19 protein-coding genes are annotated in these 20,344 nt (G+C 69.5%); 12 read left to right on the plus strand and 7 right to left on the minus strand.

All coding sequences use genetic code 11. From position 1 onward, the window contains the following. Positions 1-101: 101 nt before the first annotated feature. The 3 genes from hppD (at position 102) to hmgA (ending at position 3,516) form a co-directional block, all read left to right on the plus strand. On the plus strand, positions 102-1,208 hold the full coding sequence (gene hppD / locus Q0Q47_RS11750; RefSeq protein ID WP_293859292.1) for a 4-hydroxyphenylpyruvate dioxygenase: 1,107 nt from the start codon (positions 102-104) through the stop codon (positions 1,206-1,208). Positions 1,209-1,295: 87 nt separating this feature from the next. Next, a complete protein-coding gene (phhA, locus tag Q0Q47_RS11755; RefSeq protein ID WP_293859295.1) occupies positions 1,296-2,171 on the plus strand; it encodes a phenylalanine 4-monooxygenase in 876 nt (291 codons plus the stop codon). Between the two features lie 31 nt (positions 2,172-2,202). Beyond that, positions 2,203-3,516, plus strand: coding sequence for a homogentisate 1,2-dioxygenase (hmgA, locus tag Q0Q47_RS11760; protein ID WP_293859298.1), 1,314 nt, complete (start codon positions 2,203-2,205; stop codon positions 3,514-3,516). Between the two features lie 221 nt (positions 3,517-3,737). Here the strand turns inward: hmgA and Q0Q47_RS11765 are convergent, their stop codons facing one another. Both Q0Q47_RS11765 and Q0Q47_RS11770 read right to left on the minus strand, forming a co-directional pair. Further along, positions 3,738-4,667, minus strand: a complete 930-nt coding sequence (locus Q0Q47_RS11765; RefSeq protein WP_293859301.1) for an ABC transporter ATP-binding protein — start codon at positions 4,665-4,667, stop codon at positions 3,738-3,740. A gap of 97 nt (positions 4,668-4,764) precedes the next feature. After that, positions 4,765-5,790: an aldo/keto reductase gene (locus Q0Q47_RS11770; protein WP_293859305.1), complete on the minus strand. Its 1,026-nt coding sequence runs from the start codon at positions 5,788-5,790 to the stop codon at positions 4,765-4,767. Positions 5,791-6,008: 218 nt separating this feature from the next. On the opposite strand from Q0Q47_RS11770, the gene Q0Q47_RS11775 reads away from it, so the two are divergent. The 3 genes from Q0Q47_RS11775 to Q0Q47_RS11785 all read left to right on the plus strand — a co-directional run bounded on the left by Q0Q47_RS11775 (position 6,009) and on the right by Q0Q47_RS11785 (position 7,750). Further along, positions 6,009-6,959, plus strand: a complete 951-nt coding sequence (locus Q0Q47_RS11775; protein ID WP_293859308.1) for a DMT family transporter — start codon at positions 6,009-6,011, stop codon at positions 6,957-6,959. A gap of 149 nt (positions 6,960-7,108) precedes the next feature. Then, positions 7,109-7,351, plus strand: coding sequence for a hypothetical protein (locus Q0Q47_RS11780; RefSeq protein WP_293859311.1), 243 nt, complete (start codon positions 7,109-7,111; stop codon positions 7,349-7,351). A 198-nt stretch (positions 7,352-7,549) separates the two neighbouring features. Beyond that, a complete protein-coding gene (locus tag Q0Q47_RS11785) occupies positions 7,550-7,750 on the plus strand; it encodes a DUF3309 domain-containing protein (RefSeq protein ID WP_293859314.1) in 201 nt (66 codons plus the stop codon). A gap of 64 nt (positions 7,751-7,814) precedes the next feature. Here Q0Q47_RS11785 and Q0Q47_RS11790 read toward each other — a convergent pair whose 3' ends face one another. Continuing rightward, positions 7,815-8,081, minus strand: a complete 267-nt coding sequence (locus tag Q0Q47_RS11790) for a hypothetical protein (RefSeq protein WP_293859317.1) — start codon at positions 8,079-8,081, stop codon at positions 7,815-7,817. Positions 8,082-8,247: 166 nt separating this feature from the next. Between Q0Q47_RS11790 and Q0Q47_RS11795 the strand changes: the two genes are divergently transcribed. From Q0Q47_RS11795 to Q0Q47_RS11805, 3 genes are all read left to right on the plus strand, one after another. After that, positions 8,248-9,165 carry a LysR family transcriptional regulator gene (locus tag Q0Q47_RS11795; protein ID WP_293859320.1) on the plus strand — a complete coding sequence of 306 codons (918 nt, stop codon included), beginning with the start codon at positions 8,248-8,250 and terminating at the stop codon, positions 9,163-9,165. Between the two features lie 111 nt (positions 9,166-9,276). Then, on the plus strand, positions 9,277-9,987 hold the full coding sequence (locus Q0Q47_RS11800) for a class II aldolase/adducin family protein (RefSeq protein ID WP_293859323.1): 711 nt from the start codon (positions 9,277-9,279) through the stop codon (positions 9,985-9,987). Continuing rightward, complete coding sequence (locus tag Q0Q47_RS11805) at positions 9,966-11,009, plus strand: tripartite tricarboxylate transporter substrate binding protein (protein ID WP_293859326.1); 1,044 nt, start codon at positions 9,966-9,968, stop codon at positions 11,007-11,009. Before Q0Q47_RS11800 ends, Q0Q47_RS11805 begins: the two co-directional genes overlap by 22 nt. 25 nt (positions 11,010-11,034) lie before the next feature. On the opposite strand, the gene Q0Q47_RS11810 is transcribed toward Q0Q47_RS11805, so the two are convergent. Both Q0Q47_RS11810 and Q0Q47_RS11815 read right to left on the minus strand, forming a co-directional pair. Further along, positions 11,035-11,433, minus strand: a complete 399-nt coding sequence (locus Q0Q47_RS11810; protein WP_293859329.1) for a hypothetical protein — start codon at positions 11,431-11,433, stop codon at positions 11,035-11,037. Between the two features lie 114 nt (positions 11,434-11,547). After that, positions 11,548-13,563, minus strand: coding sequence for a DEAD/DEAH box helicase (locus Q0Q47_RS11815; RefSeq protein ID WP_293859359.1), 2,016 nt, complete (start codon positions 13,561-13,563; stop codon positions 11,548-11,550). A gap of 281 nt (positions 13,564-13,844) precedes the next feature. Between Q0Q47_RS11815 and Q0Q47_RS11820 the strand changes: the two genes are divergently transcribed. Then, positions 13,845-14,354 (plus strand): twin-arginine translocation pathway signal, encoded by a 510-nt coding sequence (locus tag Q0Q47_RS11820; protein ID WP_293859332.1) that lies wholly within the window; start codon positions 13,845-13,847, stop codon positions 14,352-14,354. Between the two features lie 21 nt (positions 14,355-14,375). After that, complete coding sequence (locus Q0Q47_RS11825) at positions 14,376-14,990, plus strand: ferric reductase-like transmembrane domain-containing protein (RefSeq protein ID WP_293859335.1); 615 nt, start codon at positions 14,376-14,378, stop codon at positions 14,988-14,990. A gap of 12 nt (positions 14,991-15,002) precedes the next feature. On the opposite strand, the gene Q0Q47_RS11830 is transcribed toward Q0Q47_RS11825, so the two are convergent. Together Q0Q47_RS11830 and Q0Q47_RS11835 are read right to left on the minus strand one after the other, a co-directional pair. Next, a complete protein-coding gene (locus tag Q0Q47_RS11830) occupies positions 15,003-15,686 on the minus strand; it encodes a hypothetical protein (protein ID WP_293859338.1) in 684 nt (227 codons plus the stop codon). A 13-nt stretch (positions 15,687-15,699) separates the two neighbouring features. Further along, positions 15,700-18,330 carry a PhzF family phenazine biosynthesis isomerase gene (locus Q0Q47_RS11835; protein WP_293859341.1) on the minus strand — a complete coding sequence of 877 codons (2,631 nt, stop codon included), beginning with the start codon at positions 18,328-18,330 and terminating at the stop codon, positions 15,700-15,702. 270 nt (positions 18,331-18,600) lie between these two features. Here Q0Q47_RS11835 and Q0Q47_RS11840 point away from each other — a divergent pair, with 270 nt between their 5' ends. Continuing rightward, positions 18,601-20,175 (plus strand): ABC transporter substrate-binding protein, encoded by a 1,575-nt coding sequence (locus Q0Q47_RS11840; RefSeq protein ID WP_293859344.1) that lies wholly within the window; start codon positions 18,601-18,603, stop codon positions 20,173-20,175. The last annotated feature ends 169 nt before the right edge of the window (positions 20,176-20,344 follow it).

The raw sequence follows: 20,344 nt of genomic DNA on the forward strand, positions 1-20,344 counted from the left end.
CGCGCGCATCGAGCCCCAAGCGACCGGATTTCTCACACTTCGTGCGCGCGCCTTGCGTCAAGCTTGCACTCTGTCAGGCTCTCATCGCAAGGACTTCCCCCATGGGTCCCTTCCCCCACGATGCGCCTCCCGCCACCATCAGCGCGGACAATCCTGCCGGAACCGACGGCTTCGAGTTCGTCGAGTTCGCCCATCCCGATCCCGCCGAACTCGCCCGGCTCTTCGAGCGCATGGGCTACTCCGAGGTGGCGCGGCACCGGACCAAGGACATCTCGCTCTACCGCCAGGGCGACATCAACTACCTCGTCAACCGCGAGCCGAACTCCCATGCGGCGGGCTTCATCGCCCAGCACGGGCCCTGCGCGCCGGCCATGGCCTGGCGTGTCGTCGATGCCCGGCATGCGCTGGAGCGCGCCGTGTCGCTCGGGGCCACGGAATACACCGGTCCGGGCAAGTCGCTCGACGTCCCGGCCGTCGTCGGCATCGGTGGCTCGCTGCTCTACTTCGTCGAGCGCTACGGCGGGAAGGGCTCGCCCTACGACGCGGAGTTCGCGTGGCTCGGCGAGCGCGATCCGCGGCCCAGGGGCGTCGGCTTCTACTACCTCGACCACCTGACCCACAACGTGATCCGCGGCAACATGGACACGTGGTACCGGTTCTACGCGCAGACCTTCAATTTCCGCGAGATCCGCTTCTTCGACATCGCCGGCAAGCTCACGGGTCTCACCAGCCGGGCGCTGACCTCGCCGTGCGGCAAGATCCGCATCCCGATCAACGAGAGCGCCGACGACAAGAGCCAGATCGAGGAATACCTGCGCCGCTACAAGGGCGAGGGCATCCAGCACATCGCGGTCGGCAGCGACGACATCTATGCCTCCACCGATGCCATCGCCGAGCGCGGCCTGAAGTTCATGCCGGGCCCGCCGGACGTCTACTACGACCGCTCCTTCGCGCGGGTGCGGGATCACGACGAGCCGATCGAGCGCATGAAGCGCCACGGCATCCTGATCGACGGGGAGGGCGTGGTGGATGGCGGGACGACCCGCATCCTGCTGCAGATCTTCTCCCGGACCGTGATCGGCCCGATCTTCTTCGAGTTCATCCAGCGCAAGGGCGACGACGGCTTCGGGGAGGGCAACTTCCGGGCGCTGTTCGAGTCCATCGAGGAAGACCAGATCCGCCGCGGGGTGCTGAAGGCGACGGCCTGAGCGGTGGGGCACCACCGCTCCTCCGCCGAATGGATCCCGCCAGCATCATCCATCGTTGTTCCACGGGGGCGACCGAGGAGAAACGCCATGTCGGCCCATGCCGTCCTGACCGCCCGCAGCAAGGATGACTGCATCATCGACCAGGGGTGGTCGGGCTACACGCCCGAGCAGCACGAGACCTGGGGGATTCTGTTCGAGCGCCAGCTCAGGACGCTCGAAGGCCATGTCTGCCAGGAGTACCTGGACGGGCTCCAGGCGCTGGGCGTCGACGCCCGCGGCATCCCGGATTTCGCGTCCATGAACCGCAGCCTGCGCCAACGCACCGGCTGGGAGGTGGTCGCCGTGCCGGGGCTCATCCCGTCGCGGCCCTTTTTCGAGATGCTGGCCAACCGGCAGTTCCCGGCGGGCACCTTCATCCGCACCCGTGAACAGCTCGACTACCTGGAAGAGCCCGACATCTTCCATGACGTGTTCGGGCACGTGCCGCTCCTGACCAACCCGGCCTACGCGGACTACATGGAGGCGTATGGCCGGCTCGGCCTCAAGGCCATCGAGGCCAAGGGCGTCAAGTTCCTGGCCCGGCTCAACTGGTATACGATCGAGTTCGGGCTCATCCGCAAGCCCGAGGGGATCAGGATCTACGGCGCCGGCATCTGCTCCTCGTTCGGCGAGGCCCGCTACGTCGTGGAGGACGGCTCCGCGCATCACCTGGGCTTCGATCTCGATCGCGTGGCGCGCACCGGCTACTACATCGACGACCTGCAGGCGTCCTACTTCGTGGTCGACAGTTTCGACCAGCTGTTTCGCGCTCTGCGCGACACCGACATGGTGGAGCGCTTCGCGCGCTGGCGCGCCGAGCCGGCGCTGTCGCCGTTCGACATCGAGGAGGGCGACGCGGTGCTGCGCCGCGGCTCCGGCCGCTACTGGGCGGGTTTCCCCGCGCGCAAGACCGCGCTCAAATAGGGCCGTCGCGGCCAGGACGATGGGGGAGGGGATGACGCTCAGGATGATGCCGGGCTTCGGCAACGACTTCGAGACGGAAGCGCTGGAGGGCGCGCTGCCGCAGGGCCAGAACTCGCCCCAGCGCGGCGCCTACGGGCTCTACGCCGAGCAGCTCTCGGGCTCGCCCTTCACCGCCCCGCGGGGCACCAACGAGCGCTCGTGGCTCTATCGCATCCGGCCCTCGGTCAAGCACACGGGGCGCTTTCGGCGGATCGAGCTGCCGTACTTCAAGACCGCGCCCCACGTCGTCGAGCACGGCCTCGCCCTCGGGCAGTTGCGCTGGGACCCGGTCCCCATCCCCGACGAGCCCCTGACCTTCCTCACCGGCCTTCGGACGATGACCACGGCAGGCGACGTCTACACACAGGTCGGCATGGCGGCGCATGTCTATCTCGTCACCGCGCCCATGGAGGACGAGGTGTTCTTCAACGCCGACGGCGAGCTGATGATCGTGCCGCAGGAGGGCAGCCTGCGCATCGCCACCGAACTCGGTGTCATGGAGATCGGCCCCTGCCAGATCGCCGTGGTGCCCCGCGGCATGAAGTTCAAGGTGGCGCCGGTCGGCGGCCCCTCGCGCGGCTATGTCTGCGAGAACTACGGCGCCAAGTTCACGCTGCCCGACCGCGGCCCCATCGGCGCCAACTGCCTGGCCAATCCCCGTGACTTCAAGACCCCGGTCGCCGCCTACGAGGATCGCGAGACGCCCCACCGCGTCGTGGTGAAATGGTGCGGCACCTTCCAGGCGTGCGAGATCGGCCACTCGCCGCTCGACGTCGTCGCCTGGCACGGCAACTACGCGCCCTATTGCTACGACCTGCGCACCTTCTCCCCGGTGGGGGCGATCCTGTTCGACCATCCCGATCCGTCGATCTTCACCGTGCTCACGGCGCCGTCCGGCGAGGCCGGCACGGCCAACATCGACTTCGTGATCTTTCCCGAGCGGTGGCTGGTGGCCGAGCACTCGTTCCGGCCGCCCTGGTACCACATGAACATCATGAGCGAGTTCATGGGGCTCATCAAAGGCCGCTACGACGCCAAGGAGCAGGGCTTCGTGCCCGGCGGCATGAGCCTGCACAACTGCATGCTGCCGCACGGCCCCGATCGCAGCGCCTTCGACAAGGCGAGCCATGGCGAGCTGAAGGCCGTGAAGCTCACCGACACGCTCGCCTTCATGTTCGAGACCCGCTTCCCCCAGCAGCTCACGATGTTCGCCGCGCGCGAGGCGCCGCTGCAGGAGGACTATGCGGCGTGCTGGGAGGGGATCGAGAAGCATTTCGATCCCGGTCGGAGGGACTGGGGGGAGTGAGGGTGGCCCGTCTCGCACCGCAACCCTGCACCCTCAGCAATCCTCTCCGCTCGTCTTGCCCGGGCTCGGCCCGGGCATCCACGACTTCGCCGGGGACGCGCGCAAGTCGTGGGTGGCCGGGCCAAGCCCGGCCATGACGGTTGAGAGACGGAGTGACGGGCGGTTACGGCCTTGGATCGCCCGAGTCTTGCGCAGGTCGGGGAGCCGGCAGTCCTGCCCCCTCAACACGCCCCGCCGAGCGCCTTGGCCAGCAGCTTGTAACGGGTCTTCGTGGCGCTGAGGTCCCGGAACCAGTTGATCACGTCGCTCCACGGGTCACGCACCTTGGCCAGTCCCGTGACGAAGGCGACTACAGTGCCGATCTCCGTCTGCCCGTTCACGACCAGCCAGCCGCCCACGCCGAGCACGGCCGCGGTCCCGACATGGTGCAGGGCGTTCATCGAGAAGTTCAGGCCGTATTTCAGCTTGTAGATCGTGAAGTTCAGGTCGAACACCCGGTTGATCAGGATCGAGAGTGGCCCGCGCTTCTTGCCCGTCACGAGGCCGGCACCGATCTCGCGCGTCACGGCGATGCGCTTGGCGATGCGCTCGTTGACCGCGCGCTGGACGAAGGGCACGAGCACGGTCTGCGGCACGAGGATGAGGATCGAGACCGCCGCCATCTTGGGCTGCAGGAACAACAGGTAGCCGAGCACCGAGCCGAGCAGCCCGATCTGCAGAACGGGCTCCGACACGCTCACCGCGACGAAGCCCGCCACCGGCTCGGCTTCCGACAGCATCATCGAGGCCGAGGTGCCGTCCGGCTTGTCGGCCACCCGCCGGTCGATGCAGCGGCGCAGCCAGCGCACGGCCTTTTCGCCGACCCAGCCGCGGTAGACGTTCATGACGAATTTGGTGCCGCCCTCCGCCATGGCCGCGGCGAGGTAGAGGCCGGCCAGCCAGAGCAGCGGCTCGAACGGCGCTCCGACCGTGGCCTGGTTGACGAGGCGCCGCTGCAGCTCCAGCGGCAGCGTGGCCAACAGGAACACCATCGCGGAGAGCACGCACAGGATGACCTGGTGCTTGCCGCTCACGTGCCAGACGAAGCGCATCAGCTGCGCCGGCGGCTCGCGCAGAGCCACGCGGCGGGTTCGTTCGAGAATGGCCAGCACCGGAAACGCTCGCGTACGGTCAGGGTCACGCCTTCAACTGCGGATGCGCTGAAGCCGTTCCATCGCACCGGCGGGCGTGATCGTCGCGGTGGGCCCGTCACACCGGCGGCGGGTTGCGCTCGGCGAAGCCGCGCTGGTGCCAGTAGGGGTAGGCCGGCACGAAGGCGCTGGCCTCGTCGAGCCTGGCCACCTGGCCCGCGTCCAGCGACCAGCCCACGGCACCGAGATTGTCGCGCAGCTGCGCCTCGTCCCGGGCCCCGATGATGACGGTGGCGACCGTCGGGCGCTGCAGGAGCCAGTTGAGCGCGACCTGCGGGATGGTCTTGCCCGTTTCGCCCGCGATGGCATCGAGCGCGTCGACCACCTTGAAGAGCGCCTCGTCCGAGACGGGCGGCCCGCGCTCGGCGGTCTTGTGCAACCGGCTGACCGCCGGAAGGGGCTGGCCGCGGCGGATCCGCCCGGTGAGGCGACCCCAGCCGAGCGGGCTCCAGACCACGGCGCCGACACCCTGGTCGAGGCCCAGCGGCATCAGCTCGGATTCGTAGTCGCGGCCGATCAGCGAGTAGTAGGCCTGGTGGGCGACATAGCGCGGCCAGCCGTAACGGTCCGCCACGGCCAGCGACTTCATGAGATGCCAGCCCGAGAAGTTCGAGCAGCCCACGTAGCGCAGCTTCCCGGCGCGCACGAGGTCGTCCAGCGTCGAAAGGACCTCCTCCACGGGCGTCTGGGCATCGAAGCCGTGCAGCTGCAGCAGATCGATGTAGTCCGTTCCGAGCCGCTTCAGGCAGGCGTCCACGGAGCGCATCAGGCGATGCCGCGAGGAGCCCACGTCGTTGGGTCCCTCGCCGAAGCGGAAGGTCGTCTTCGTCGAGATCAGGACCTGGTCGCGGCGCCCCTTGATCGCTTCGCCCAGGATCGATTCCGCCGCGCCCGACGAATAGGTGTCGGCGCTGTCGAACATGCAGAGCCCTGCGTCGAGGCAGATGTCCACCAGCCGACGCGCCTCGGCCACGTCCGTGGCGCCCCAGGCGGAAAAGAAGTCGCCCTTGCCGCCGAACGTGCCGGTGCCGAACGTCAGCGCGGGCACTTTCAGCCCGGATGCCCCCAGCCGCCTGTAGTCCATGGTCGTTCCTCCGGTCACGCTCTCGGGGGCGCCAAACTAGCAGGGCGCCACGGCGCGAGCCCTTGTCCTGGCGCATGCCGCCTGTTCGCGTGCCGCGGGGTCCGGGCGTCGACTTCGAGCGTCGGACCGGTCACAATCGCCGCCGTGTTCAGCCCCGATCGTCCCCTGGAGCGAGAGCGTCGCGCCGTGGCGTCCGCCACGCGCGCCGGCATGCGCGCATGACCGAGGCGACGGCGTCCCACGAGGCCGTCCCGGCGGACGAGCTCCGCTTCCGGCGCCGGCGCATGATGTCGGGCCTGGCATGGGCGGCCATCACCGTCTCCATCTTCGCCGGCTGGTTCGTCGTCACCCGCGTCGGCGTCACGCGGACCCTGCGCTTCTGGGACATCACCGCGCTCCGGTTCGCCATCGGCGCCGTCCTCATGGCGCCGGTGCTCGTGCGCGGTGCGTCGCGCTATTCCCGCAGGGACTGGATCGACGGCCTGCTGTTCAGCCTCCTGTGGGGCGTGCCGTTCGTCCTGCTCGTCTCCTACGGGCTCGGTTTCACCTCAGCGGCGGCGGCCTCGTCGACCGTTCCGACGCTCATGCCTGTGATTGCCGGCACGCTCGCGTGGGTGTTCCTGGGCGAGAGGCCCGCGGGCCAGCGGCTCCTCGGGTTCGCGGCGATCGTCTGCGGCATGCTCACCATGGCCTGGCTGTCGTCCGGCCTGGGCCACGGAAGCCTCCTGGGCTTCGCCTGCCTCATCGGGGCCTCGACGCTGTGGTCCATCTACACGCTCGTGTTCCGCCGGAGCCGGCTCAACGGCATCGAGGCGGCCGCCTTCATCTGCGTGTGGTCGGCGGTGCTCTACCTGCCGCCCTACGTCTTTCTCGGCGCCAGCCACCTCGGTGAGGCCTCGGCGGGCGAACTCGCCCTGCAGGTCGTCTACCAGGGCATCCTGGTGAGTACGGTCGCGGTCATCACGTTCAACAGGGCGGTCGCCCAGCTCGGCGCCCCCGTGTCGTCGGCGATCATGGCGCTGGTCCCGGTCGTGGCGACGCTCCTCGCGATCGTCGTCCTGGGCGAGGTTCCCTCGCTGCCCGAGGGCGCCGCGATCGTCACCGTGGCCTTGGGCGTCGTGCTGGCGTCGGGGCTGTTCGCCCGATCAGGGAACCGCCCACACCCATAAGGTACGGAAAATGGTCCTACTTCCCGAAGATAGTTCTGTCCCCGGCGGCGCTCCCGGCGTATCGTGAAGATCTCGAGAGCCTAAGCACAGCCTTAGGACTGCGTCGATCGCGCGGCCCAGTGGTGGCACCTCCCGCGGAGACGACGCACTTGCCAGCCATGCAGATCGTGCCGTTGGACGAGGTTCGTCCAGGCGACAACGTGGTCCTGTTCGACGGGGCCTCCGAGGTCATCGACATGCCGGAGGTGATCCGGATCGAGACCGACCGGGACATCGTCATCCGCGACCCCAAGGGCGAGCGTCGGATCAACCCCGGCAGCGTCCACGCGGTCGTTCGCGTGATCCCGCCGCCTCCCGGGGTCATGGCGTCGTCGCGCGGGTTCGGGGCCTGACGCTGTTCTTCTTCGGCCACCGACAAGCCCCCGGAAACAGCAAAAACGGGCGGCTCCCCTGCGCGGCACTCCAACGGCGCTCCGAGCGACTTGTTCCGGGAGGGCCGGTCGCGCGCACCGTGGGCGCGCAATCGTAGCGAGGCATGGATCCCATCGGCAGCGTGTGCGTTGCCTTGGCAGTCTCGTCGGGGTCACATCATGCTGCTCGTGCTGATCATCATTCTCGTTCTTCTCTTCGCGGGCGGCGGCTTCTATGGCCGCCGCGCGGGATGGGGCCCGCGGGGCTTCGCCGGCCTGCTCCTCCTCGTTCTCGTGGTGATCCTGCTGGTCTGGCTCCTGAACGAGCTGCTGCTGCCGCCGCTGCCGATGCCGGCGGGCGTCCCGTCCATCATGAAGTAGCCGGCGGGAGCTCGCCGGTCGGGCCGGACGGGCGCATCGGTGGATGCGCCCGTGCCCTTCGCGGTCAGCAGGACTTCTTGGTCACTTCCTTGGCGTCGCCGAGCACCCCTTCCTTGCGGACGGTGGTCGACTCGCAGCCGGTCGGCTCGCGCGTCACGGTGCCGGTCGTCTCGGTCGTGGTCGTGCGCTTCTCCACGACCGTGGGGCTGCGCTCCTCGACCACCACGCCGCTCGACGGCTGGTCGCGCTGGATGATCGTGGTGCTGCTCTGGGCCAGGACCGGCGTGGCGGCGGCGACGCTCAATGCGAAAGCGAGGACACAGGGGCGCATGGACGCTCTCCTCTCGGTGACGCCCGGGCAATCCGGGCTGGGGAAACGCGAACGCGGCCCTGGCTTGGGTTGTTCCAGCGGGACCGCAGCCGGAGGGGGGCGTTGTGGTGGTCAAGCGGAGCGGTATTGGCTAGGCTCGCGGTCCTTTCGCCGAGCCAAAGCCGTCATGACTCTTCGGCAGTTGCGATACCTCATCGCGATCATCGACGCCGGCAACATGACGCGCGCCGCCGCGGTCCTGAACGTCGCGCAGACCGCCTTGAGCGCGCAGATCCGGCTTTTCGAGGACGATCTCGGCATCACGCTTCTCACGCGGCATTCGCGTGGCATTGAACCCACCGATGCCGGGCGTTTCCTGTACGCCAGGGGACAGGAGATCCTGCGGCTCGTCGAGGACACCCGGCGCGACGCGAGGCAGTTGGGCACCGCTCGCCTGGAGCGTGTCCGCTTCGGCATCACGCCGGCGCTGATGCTCGTGGTCGGAGCTGACCTGATCGAACGGGTCGCCAGGGAATGTCCCGGTGTCGGCCTGGTGCTCATCGAGGCCATGAGCCATGTGCTGCTGCCCGATCTCCTGTCGGGCAATCTGGACTACGCCTTGTGCTACGACCTGCCGAGCCATCCTCATCTCGTACGCACGGCCTTCCTGCGGGAGGACCTCGTTTTCGTCTCTCGCCCGCAGGGCGAGGCGACGCGGACGATCCGGTTGGGAGACGTCCTCGAACACCGGCTCGCCATGCCGGAAGAGCCGGACACGTTGCGGGTCGCCGTGGCTGCCGCGGCCCGCGAGATGGGTGCGACCCTCCGAATAGCCCATGAGGTTCGCTCGATCTCGGCGATGAAGACTTTGGCTCTGCGGGGCACGGCGAGCTGCGTTCTTCCCTTCGCGGCCGTCTCCGACGAGGTCGAGGCCGGACGTCTCGAGGCCCGGCCGATCGTGGAGCCGTCCGTGTTCCGGACGCTCTACCTGGCGACGCCCTCACAGGGGCCGCCGTTCCGGTGCCACGAGCCGTTGAGCCGCACGGTCCGCGACTCCCTGTCAGCCCTTTTCGATCTTCTCGGTCCTCTCGCGCATCCGCTGTGAGGGCTTCGGTCCAGCGATCGGAAAATCCGCTCGCAGCCTTCGCGCGATACTGTTGGTCAGCCGCGTCGTCCGCGACGCTAATGGCGTCAGCACACGCAGGGAAAAGCGCAGATGACCGACAGCGTTGCCCGGGTTCTCGACGACTTGGTCATGGCCAACCGCATCCTCGCGGTCGAAAACGTCCTGGACGGATTCGGGCATGTCAGCGCGCGCCATCCTGACAAGCCGGACCGCTTCCTCATCACCACCGTCCGCGCGGCCGAACTGGTCCGCGCCGACGACATCGTCGAACTCGACCTCGACGGCCGGCCGGCGGAGGGCGAGACCCGCCGGGTGTTCGCGGAACGCATCCTTCATGCGGCCGTCTACAGGCTGCGCCCCGACGTCCATGCGGTCTGCCATCATCACGCGCCACCCGTCCTTCCGTTCTGCGTCACCGGTGAGCCGCTCGTTCCGGTCGTCCACCTCGGCGCCACCATGGGTTCGACCGTGCCCTTCTGGGACAGCCGGGACGAGTTCGGGGACACCGATCTCCTCATCCATACCGAGGAGCAGGGGCTCGCGATGGCGCGGGCTCTCGGTCCGCATTGGACGGTCCTTCTCCGCAACCACGGAGCGACCGTCGCTGGCAGGTCGATCAGGGAATGCGTGTTCCGCGCCATCTACGGCGCCCACAACGCCACCGTCCAATGGCAAGCTCGGCAACTCGGGGCGGTGAGACCGCTGACGCCGGGCGAGGCCGAGCGCGCCGGTGCCTTCAACCTTACGCCCATCGCTCTCGACCGCAGCTGGGAGCGCTGGTGCAGCCGCGCCTCCGCATGATCAGGGTCCACTCTGCACGATCACCAGAACCAGGAGGAATCCCCATGGACCGCCGTTCTTTTCTTGCTGCCGCTGCCGGCTTCGTCGCGACCGGCGCCTCGGCGGAGCGTGCCGGTGCCCAAGGCTCCTATCCGCAGCAGCCCATCAGGGTCGTCGTCCCGTTTCCGGCGGGCGGCGCCGTGGACGCATCGATGCGCATCATCGAGCCGCGGCTGAGGGACCTGCTCGGGCAGCCCCTCGTGATCGAGAACAAGGCCGGTGCGAACGGCATCCTTGGCGCCGCCCAGGTGGCCCAGGCCACGCCCGACGGGTACACGTTGCTTTTCGCGCCGCGCGAGGTCTACGGCGTCAATCCGATCCTCCAGGCCAAGCCGGCCTACGATGCGCGACGGGACTTCGCGCCCTTGGGCATCGCCACGGGAGCGCCGTACCTTCTGATCGCGAACACTGGCGTCGGTGCCAGGTCGCTCGACGAGCTGGTGGCCAAGGCGAAGTCGACGTCGCTGGCCTATTCGAGCTTCGGCCACGGCAGCATGGCTCACCTCAACATCGAGTCTTTCGCCCGCCATTTCGGCATCAAGCTCCTGCACGTGCCGTATCGGGGATCGGCACCGGCCGTTCAGGCGGTCGCCACGGGCGAAGTGGCGCTGTCGATCTCGACGCCGCCGGCAGCCGTGGGCTTCATCGGCGACGGCAAGATCGTCGCGCTTGCGGTCGGCGCCGAGCGGCGGATCGACCTGCTGCCCGACGTGCCGACGTTCGTGGACCTCAAGCAGCCCGCCGATCTCCTTGTTCCCGCATCCTTCGCACTGGCGGCACCGGGCCGGACCGCCCCCGAGATCGTGGCGCGTCTCAGTGCGGCCCTGACATCCGCGCTGTCGCACCCCGAGACGGTGGAGCGCCTGCGCAAGGCCGGCCTGGAGATCGTTGCCAGCTCTCCCCAGGGGATGGCCGAGGCGATCGAGTCGGACATGGTCCGTTTCGGCCAGCTGATCCGCGAGACGGGGATCAAGGCGGACTGAGGCCGCCGGCCCGCAACGGGCAACCCTACTGCCGCGCCAGCGTGGCGATGAAGCCGGCGTCGATGAACTGGATGAAGGAGGTGAAGCGCCCATCCGGACCGATGGTGACGAGGTCGAACAGCTCCACCGAGTGGACGGGACCGTTCAGGGGGGCGATTTCGGCCCGCGACAGGACCGCCGCCTTGTTGCCCTCCACGATGGCGCCGAGCCGCTGGACGCTCTTGAACACGTAGTTGTCGATGAGGGCGCTGATCGCCGCGACCGCGGAGGGTTCGGCGTGGAGGACGCCCTGCAGCGGAAGGCGGCCGCCGCCGATCCTGAAGATCCCGTCGGGCGCGAACATGGACCGGATGGCCTCGACGTTGCCCTCGACACGGTAACCGTAGGCCTCGTCGATCCTCGCCAGGAACTCATCCCGGGTCATGTCGGTCCTCGTCGGTGCGGCGGTGCGGTGCGCTGCACTCTAAGGCGAGCCGCCGCGCGCCGACAAGACCGGTCAAGGTCCAGCCGGCCGCTTCCTCCGGACCGGCCGACGGGCTCAGCCGCGGCGGGGCTTGCCCTTGCCGGGCCGGCCGGGCTTGCCGGGGCCGCCCTGGTCGGGGTGGGGATGCGGGCCCTTGTTCTTCTTGAAGGGCGGGCCCGGCTTCCTGGCCTCGAAGCCACGGTCCTCCTTGCGCGCGGGCTCGGCATCGCGCTCGCGCCGCTTCTTGAACGGCGGCCGTGCACGCTCCTCGTGCGCCGGCGCCTCGGCGCGCGGACCTGCCTTGTGCGGGCGGAACGGCCGGTCCCCGCCCTCCGGCCTGGCCTCGCGCCTGTCGCGGTCGCCGGTGGGCTTCTCCCGACGGGGGGCCTCCCCCTGGGGACGCTCACGCTCCTCGCGTCGCATGTCCCCCGAGCCCGGCGGCTCGCTGCGCTCGAAGCGGATCGTCTCGCCCTTGCTGACCTTGCCCAGAGCCGCCTGCGCGAAGCGCTCGGCCGCGTCCTGCGTGATCTCGAACTTCGTCTCGCGTTCGAAGATGCGGATCGCGCCGATCTCCTTGCGAGTCACGTGGCCGCGGCGGCAGATCAGGGGCAGCAGCCAACGCGGGTCGGCGTTCTTCTGCCGTCCGATCCCCATCCGGAACCAGACCATCGGGCCGGTGGCGCGGTCGACCTTCACCGGGTCGTAGCTCGTGCGCGTCTCGGGGGCGTCGTGCTCGCTGTCGAAGGTCCGCGCCTTGCGGGCGGGACGTTCGCGCTGCGGGCCGGGATCGTAGACGTCTTCCGGCTCGGGCAGGCGTGAGCGCATGGCGCGCACGAAGGCCGCGGCGATCTCCTCCGGGGTCCGCCCGGTCATGAGGAGGCGGGCGGTCGCCAGATCCTCGTCGGAAGCCTCCTCGGAGAACACGGGATCCTGGAGCAGCCGCTCCTGGTCGCGCCGGCGCACCTCCTCGGCCGACGGCGCCCCGCGCCATTCCGCCTCGAGGCCGGCCTGCTGCAGCAGGAGCTCGGTGCGGCGGCGGCGGTTGAACGGCGTGATCAGCACGCAGACGCCCTTGCGCCCCGCACGCCCGGTGCGGCCGCTGCGGTGCAGGAGCGTCTCCTTGCCGCGCGGCAGCTCGGCGTGAATGACCAGGTCGAGGCCCGGCAGGTCGATGCCGCGGGCCGCAACGTCGGTGGCGACGCAGACCCGGGCGCGTCCGTCGCGCAGGGCCTGGAGCGCATGGTTGCGCTCGTTCTGGCCCATCTCGCCGGACAGCGCGACCGTGGCGAAGCCGCGCTCCAGCAGGCTTCCGTTCAGCCTCTTCACCGCCTCGCGCGTGTGACAGAACACCAGGGCCCCGGGGGACTCGAACCAGCGCAGGACGTTGACGATGCCGTGTTCGATCTCGCCGGGCGACACCGTGATCGCCTTGTAGTCGATGTCGCCGTGGGGCTGGCTGCGGTCGACCGTGTCGATGCGCAGGGCATCGCGCTGGAAGCGCTGGGCCAGGACGGCGATGTCGCGCGCGATCGTGGCCGAGAAGAGCAGGGTGCGCCGCTCGGCCGGGGCCGCGTCGAGGATGAACTCGAGATCCTCGCGGAAGCCGAGGTCGAGCATTTCGTCCGCCTCGTCCAGGACCACGGCCCGCAGCTGCGTCGGGTCGAGCCGGCCGCGCTCCAGATGGTCCCGCAGGCGTCCGGGCGTTCCCACCACCACGTGGCAGCCGTCGGCCAGCACGCGGGCCTCGCGGCGGACGTCCATGCCGCCCACGCAAGAGGCGATGCGCGCGCCGGCGGGAGCGTAGAGCCAGGCGAGCTCGCGCTGCACCTGCAAGGCCAGTTCGCGGGTCGGCGCGATCACGAGGGCCCGCGGTTCGGTGGCCTTTCCGAACCCGTCCGCGTCGCCGAGAAGCGTCGAGACCATCGCCAGGCCGAAGGCGACGGTCTTTCCCGATCCGGTCTGGGCGGAGACGAGAAGGTCCCTCTCGCGCGCCTCGGGGGTCAGGACGGCGGCCTGCACGGGGGTGGGGTCGGCATAGCCGCGCTCGGCGAGGGCGCGTTCGACGCTGGGATGGGTCGCGGGAAAGGGCATGGTCGTCCCGATGGACAGAGCGGTCAGAAGCTCCTTCGCCCGTTCGTCCGACGGTCGGGAAGGAAGGCGCAGGCGGAATGCGCGGTTCACGGCAGCGCTATCCGCGTGGCGGTGTTCCGTCAACTGGCGGTGCCGGTCCGGCGGCTCGACGCCATGCTCTGCCGGGCGCTGACAGGATGGTGATCGGGGCGCCGGGCGCTGGGTGTGGACCGGTGCGGCGGGGCTCCCTAGATTACCGCGCAGCAATCTTTCTCGTCGGCCCGAGCTGCAGGGAGGCCATCATGACCGGCAGGATCATCCGCATCGACCGCAGGGCGCTGGTGTTCGGCGCGGCCGCCATCGGGGCAGCCGGCGTTTTGTCGCGTTTCGCGGGGGCGGAGCGGGCCGAGGCGGCGGCGGCCGGTGCCCTGGCGCCGACCCAGACGATGCCCGGCGGTGCCAACAACTACATTCCCGGCGCGCCGCTGGTGCAGAACCTCGGCACCGGCTTCGTCGTGTCCGGGATCGTGCGCCGCGCCGGCGACGGCGCGCCGATGCCGAACATGCGGGTGCAGATCTGGGCGGCCACCGACCGCGGCGGCGAGCGGGAGCCCAGCAACCGGGGCAGCGTCGTCACGGGGCCGGACGGCCGCTACCGGCTGGAAACCTCGCCGATCGTGCCCAATTTCGGCCAGCCGCACGTCCACATCGCCTATGACGACCCCGGGTTCGCCACCCTGTTCCTCCGCCCGGTGCTGAACAGCCGCCACGACACCAGCATCACAGCCGACTTCGTGCTGATGCCGGCGTAGCGCGTGGGCGGTCCCGCCCTCATGGATCGCTTGCGGTTGCCCGCCTGGGTCGCCGTCGTCGCCATTGCCGGCCTTCCCGCCGTCCTGGCGGCCGTCAGCCCGCTGCAGCGGGGGCGGGAAGCGCTGTGGGTGATCGGCGGCATGGCCGGCGTTCTCGCCTTCAGTCTGCTGTTCGTCCAACCGGTCCTGATGGCGCGCGTCCCGCGCCTCCTCGCCCCGGCCGCGGCCCTGCGCTGGCACCGGCGCGTCGGCTCCTGCGCGATCGCGCTCGTGCTCCTGCACGTCGGAGCGCTCTACGCCTACAGCCCGGACGACGTCAGAGACGCGCTGCTCCTGGTGTCGCCCACGCCCTTCTCGGTCTACGGGGTGATCGGCCTCGTCGGCATCGTGGGGACCGCCGTCCTCGTCGTCTTGCGGCGGGCCTGGCCGTCGGCCGCCATGCGGACCTGGCGGCTCTTCCACAGCCTGCTGGCCATCGTCATCGTCACCGCGGGGGCCGTCCACGCGCTGATGATCGAGGGCACGATGGAAGACCGCACCAAGCTCGTCCTGTGCGTCGCGGCCGTCGTCGCCGTCCTGGTGAGCGCCTGGCAGGTCAACATGCGCCCGGGACTTCGCGGCGGCGCACGGGGCTGATCTTCGCCGGAGCTAGCGCCGGCCGGGGCGGGTCGCGAGCCAGATCACGTGGCGGGCGCCGCGCTTGGCCCTGTCGGCCTTGACCGTGGTTTCCTCCACCGAGAACCCGGCACGCTTGAGGCGGGTCGCGAAGCCGCGATCCGGCGCCGCGGACCACACCGACAGCACCCCGCCGGGCCGCAGTGCCGCGTAGGCGTCCGCCAGCCCGCGGACTTCGTAGAGCGCGTCGTTCGCCGCCCGCGTCAGGCCCTCGGGCCCGTTGTCCACGTCCATCAGGATGGCGTCGTACGTCCTGGGCGAAGCGCGGATGACGTCCTGCACGTCGTCCACGATGACGGTGACGCGGGGATCGTCGAGGCTCGTGCCGAACACGGGTGCCAGCGGGCCGCGGGCCCAGGCCGCCACCGCGGGGACCAGCTCCGCGACGTCGATCGTCGCGCCGGGGCCGAGCGCCTTCTGGGCCGCCCGCAGCGTGAAGCCCATGCCGAGCCCGCCGATGAGCACCCGCGCCTTGGCGGCGTCGGGCAGGCGCTCGCACGTCAGCGACGCCAGCGCCTCCTCCGAACCGCTGAGGCGGCTGTTCATCAGCTCCGTGTGTCCGAGCCGGATCACGTACTCGCCGCCACGCCGCAACAGGCGCAGCTGGCCGCCGTCTCCGGGCATCTCGGCCGTGTCGAGCAGCTCCCAGGGGATCATGTCGGTCGGTCCGTCACAGCACGGCCTCGCCGCGGAACATCGGCACGCAGCCGCCACCGACCCGGGCCCGGTGGCCGTCCGCGGTTCGCCGTGCCGTCACGTGCAGGGTGCTCGGCCGCCCCATCTCGACGCCCTGTGTGATCGTGAAGGAGGCCTCGTTGCCGCCGTCGAGCGAGAGCAGCAGGGCGCCGAGCGTGGCGCTGGCGCTGCCAGTGGCCGGGTCTTCCCAGGTCCCGGCGAGCGGCGCGAACATGCGGGCCCGCACCGCCTGGCCATCCCGGGCATAGAGGAACAGCGACAGGCGGCCGGCGAGGTCGGGATGGTCTGCCGACAGCGCGCGGAACGCGCCCAGATCCGGCGTCGCCCGGGTGAGGGCCTCGCCCGAGACCTCGGCCAGGACGAACCTGACGCCCACCGAGGCGGTCACGGGCCGGTGCGCCGCGGTCAGGACGGACCCGGCAGGCAGGCCGGCGCAGGCGGCGATGCGGTCGGCCGGCAGTTCGAGACCCAGCGAGAGCGGCTGCGGGGCGGCGATGTCGGCGCCGGTCACGGCGCCGGCGGCATCCCGGCGCACGGCGATCTCGACGAGGCCCGCCTTCTGCTCGAAGCGCAGCAGGCCGTCGCGGCCACGGCCATGGCGCGCCAGGACGCAGGCGGTCCCGACGTTGGGATGCCCCGCGAACGGCATCTCGGCCGTGCGGGTGAAGATGCGGACGCGCGCGTCGTTCGCCGGGTCGTCGGCCGGCAGCACGAAGGTCGTCTCGCTGTAGTTCATCTCGGCCGCGAGCGCCTGCATCTGCGCATCCGAGAGGCCGCTGGCGTCCGTGAAGACCGCCAGCGGATTGCCGCCGAAGGCACGGTCGGTGAAGACGTCGACGGTCTCGTAGGCAAAGCGGGGCATCGGCGGGCTCCGGATCGGGGATGCGAAGCCGCTCCCTATCAGCGCAGACCGCCGTTGGCCACACCCGCGCCTCAGGGAGTGGCCGTCACCCGGTGCGTGCCGCCCTTCTCCGAGACGGCCGTCACCGTCACCGATCCGCTGCCGCCCGGCAGGCGCACCAGCCATTCGGGGGGGGCTGGTGGCCGTCCACTGCTGGCCCCAGGGCGACCAGGGGTACTGCCGCTCGTTGCGGCCGGCGAGGTGGCCGAGATCGGCGTCGGCGGGGTTCATGACCACCTCGCCGCCCGCCACCGCGATGCTCGCCTTGACGGGCTTGGCGACCTTGTTGGCGAGCGCCACGTCGGAGAGGTTGGTCGGCAGGTAGCCGTGGTTCCCCACCACGGCCCGGACCTTGTAGAGGTCGGCGCCGAGCGGCTCCAGCGTGAGGCTGTCGACCATCACGCGCGGGGCGCAGGCGGCGTGCTTCAGGTTGATCAGGACGTTCTTGCGGCAGATGTCCTCGAGCAGCTTGCCCGGCGGATTGCGGTACGACCAGATGTTGACCATGCCGCCGATCTCGACGGGGCCGAGCTGCGGGTGGTCGAAGGCCTTCCACTCCCGGAAGCCCTTCTCGCCCACGTGCTCGAGCACCCACTGGAAGACCTTGGTCTGGATCTCCTCGGTGCGTGGGTAGAGGTTCATGTAGCCGACCTTTTGGACGCCGGCCTCGCGCTCGAGGTCCCACAGCTCGGTCCCGAAGGAGATGATGCCCATCTCCTCGTAGGTCCAGTCCATCAGTCCGCCGCGGCGGATCTTGGTCTTGTCGGGCGTGAAGTCCTCGTAGATGGACACGGTCGGATAGCCGGTGATCTCGGTGCCGACCTTGCCGATCTCCTTGAACAGGGCGATGTCGCGGGCGCCCATGGCGCTGTCGGGCTTGGTCATGCTGGGGCGCATGATGATGCCGCCATGGGTGTGGTAGGCGCACATGCCGCAGATGTTGGGATGGTCGAGGATGAGCCGGCCCATGGCGGCGGCTTCCGGCTCGGACAGCGGATGCTCGCCCGCGCCGTATTCCTGCGGCGACCAGTGGGTCGGGAAGTTGCGGTTCATGTTGCCGTCGAACGGCATCTCGATCGGCACGTTCACGCCGTCGAAGTTGCGGATGCGGCCTTCCGGGTAGACGCGATAGTACTCGCCGCCTTCCTCGCCGGGACGCCGCTGCACCATGATGCGCGGATCGATCGTGCTCTTCTTCCACTCGCCCTTGCCGTCTCGCACCCGCATCCAGACGATGTAGCCGTCGCCGTCCAGGTCCTCGGGGATCAGGCCCTCGATGCGGTCGAAGCCGGGCATGAAGCGCCCGTTGCCGCACCAGTTGTAGTAGGGCGGCTGCAGGGACAGTTCGGCACCGTCCGGGTTGATGCGCGGAAGGACGTAGAAGACCTGCTGGTCCACGAGGCGCGTCGCCTCCTCGTCCTTGCCGTAGCCGGTCAGCAGGTGCCAGATCGCGTAGAGCGCGGTCGCGCTGGTCGCGTGTTCCTCGGCGTGGATCTGGGCGTCGATGTAGTAGCCGGGCTTCTCCGCCGCGGGGCCGGTCTTCGGGTTGTTGATCTCCACCAGCCAGACGTCCCGGCCCTGGAAGCTCTTGGCCAGCGACCGGATCGACGCCAGGTGCGGGAACGCGGCGACGAGCGCGTGCAGCCGCTCCGTCATCTCGTCGTAGCTGTAGTAGCGGTCGAAGGCGATGTCCGGCAGGGTCATGGGGCTCGTCCTCACTGAAGGGGCTCGGCCGCTCCGCAGGAGCGGCAGGACAGTCGTCGGCCGCGCTTGACAAGCTGCGCCGCGCGACCTCACACTCTGTATAACAATTACACAATTCGTGCGTCCAGAGACTGCTCTCGAGAATGCCCCGCCACTGCATCGGCCGGGCTTCCCGGTGCAGCGGCGGCTGCGCGTGTCGGCGACGACCCCGACCGCGCCCCGGCCCTCCGGCCGGGACCTTCCGACATCGGGTATGGAGAGGATGTGGCGATGCCTTCGAAGCTGACCAGGAGCCTTCAGGCGTGCGGCGCGGCGGCGCTTCTCGTGGCTCTCGCGGCGCCCGCCGGCGCTCAGGCCCCGGACAAGGACACGCTCGTCATCGCGCAGGGCGTCGACATCGAGACGCTCGAGCCGGACAACCTCAACGCCACGCAGTCGATCAACATCGCCTCCCACCTATGGGCCACGCTGCTCCAGGTCACGCCGGACGGCACGGTGGTGCCGTCGCTGGCGGAAAGCTTCAGCTGGAACGCGGCCGGCACGGAGCTCACCTTCAAGATCAGGAAGGGCCAGGCGTGCGAGAACGGCGAGCCGCTCACCGCCGAGGACGTCGTCTACTCGCTGAAACGGCAGGTCGATCCGGCGCTGGGCCTCAAAGGCAACATCGGCTCGTTCGTGTATCCGACGATCGGCTTCGTCGACGCGCGCCAGGACGGCGAGGACCTCGCCACGGTGATCTTGAAGAAATACCAGTCGATCGCGCCGGGAATGCTGGCGCAGGCCTACATCAAGTGCAAGGGCGCCTATGAGCCCATGACCAAGGAGCAGGCCGCCAAGACGGTCATTGCATCCGGGCCGTACAAGCTGGTGAGCTGGACCCTGAACGACCGCCTCGTGATGGAGCGCAACCCCGCCTACACGCTGGCGGAGCCGAAGTTCAAGCGGATCGTCTGGCGCGTCATTCCGGAGGCCAGCACGCGCTCGGCCGAACTCATCGCCGGCAACGTCGACATTGCGACCAACATTCCGCCGGACCAGCAGGGCGCGGTGAACTCCCGCGGCACGGCCACGGTGATGCCCGTGTCGGGAACCCGCCGCATCTTCGTGGGCTTCAACTTCGCCGACGCGTTCAAGACGGGGAAAGGCGGCGAGGCGATCCAGAAGCCAGAGGTCCGGCAGGCCCTCAACATGGCGGTGGACGTGCCCGCCATCTGCACGCAGCTCCTGTCCTTCACCTGCACACGCGCCACGGGCCCCGCCAATCTCGGCAACCCGACGCTCAAGCCCTATCCTTACGATCCCAAGGCCGCGGAGGCGATGCTCGACAAGGCGGGCTATCCCCGCGGCGCCGACGGAACCCGCTTCACCCTGAAGCTGCAGGGCCCGCGCAACCGCTACCTGAACGACACGAACGTGGCGCAGGTCGTCGGCCAGTACCTCAGCGACATCGGCGTGCAGACGACGGTCGAGCTGCAGGACTTCGTGACGATCTTCTCGCCGGCCGCGCGCGAGCACCGGGCGGGGCCCCTGTTCCTCATCGGGCAGGGCGGCGTGACGTGGAGCGCCGTCTACGACATGGCGCTGTTCCCGACCCGGGAAGCCCCGGTCAACAACGGCATGTGGTTCAATCCGCAGTGGCAGTCCCGCTGGGACAGCCTCGCGGGCATCCGCGACGCGGCGGAGGAGCGCAAGGTCGTCGACGAGATGCTGAAGATCTTCTACGACGACCCGCCGTGGATCATGCTGTACTTCCAGCCGGACTTCTACGGCGTGTCGAAGCGCGTGGCCTGGACGCCGCGGCGCGACGAGAAGATCGACGCGCTCGCGGTGTCGCTGAAGCCGTGAGGCGGGAGGTCCAGCCGGCGACTTTCCGGCCCGGCGGCACCGCTGCCGGGACCACCCGTCCTAAAAGCTTGTGATACTTTCGGCCGTCCAGCTAGGAGATCCCTCTCCGCGTCTTGGCCGGGCTTGGTGTTTAGACCGGGGAGATGGTGGACACCTGTTCGGGGACATG

The sequence above is a fragment of the uncultured Alsobacter sp. genome (assembly GCF_945952055.1).
Taxonomy (GTDB): Bacteria; Pseudomonadota; Alphaproteobacteria; order Rhizobiales; family Beijerinckiaceae; genus Alsobacter.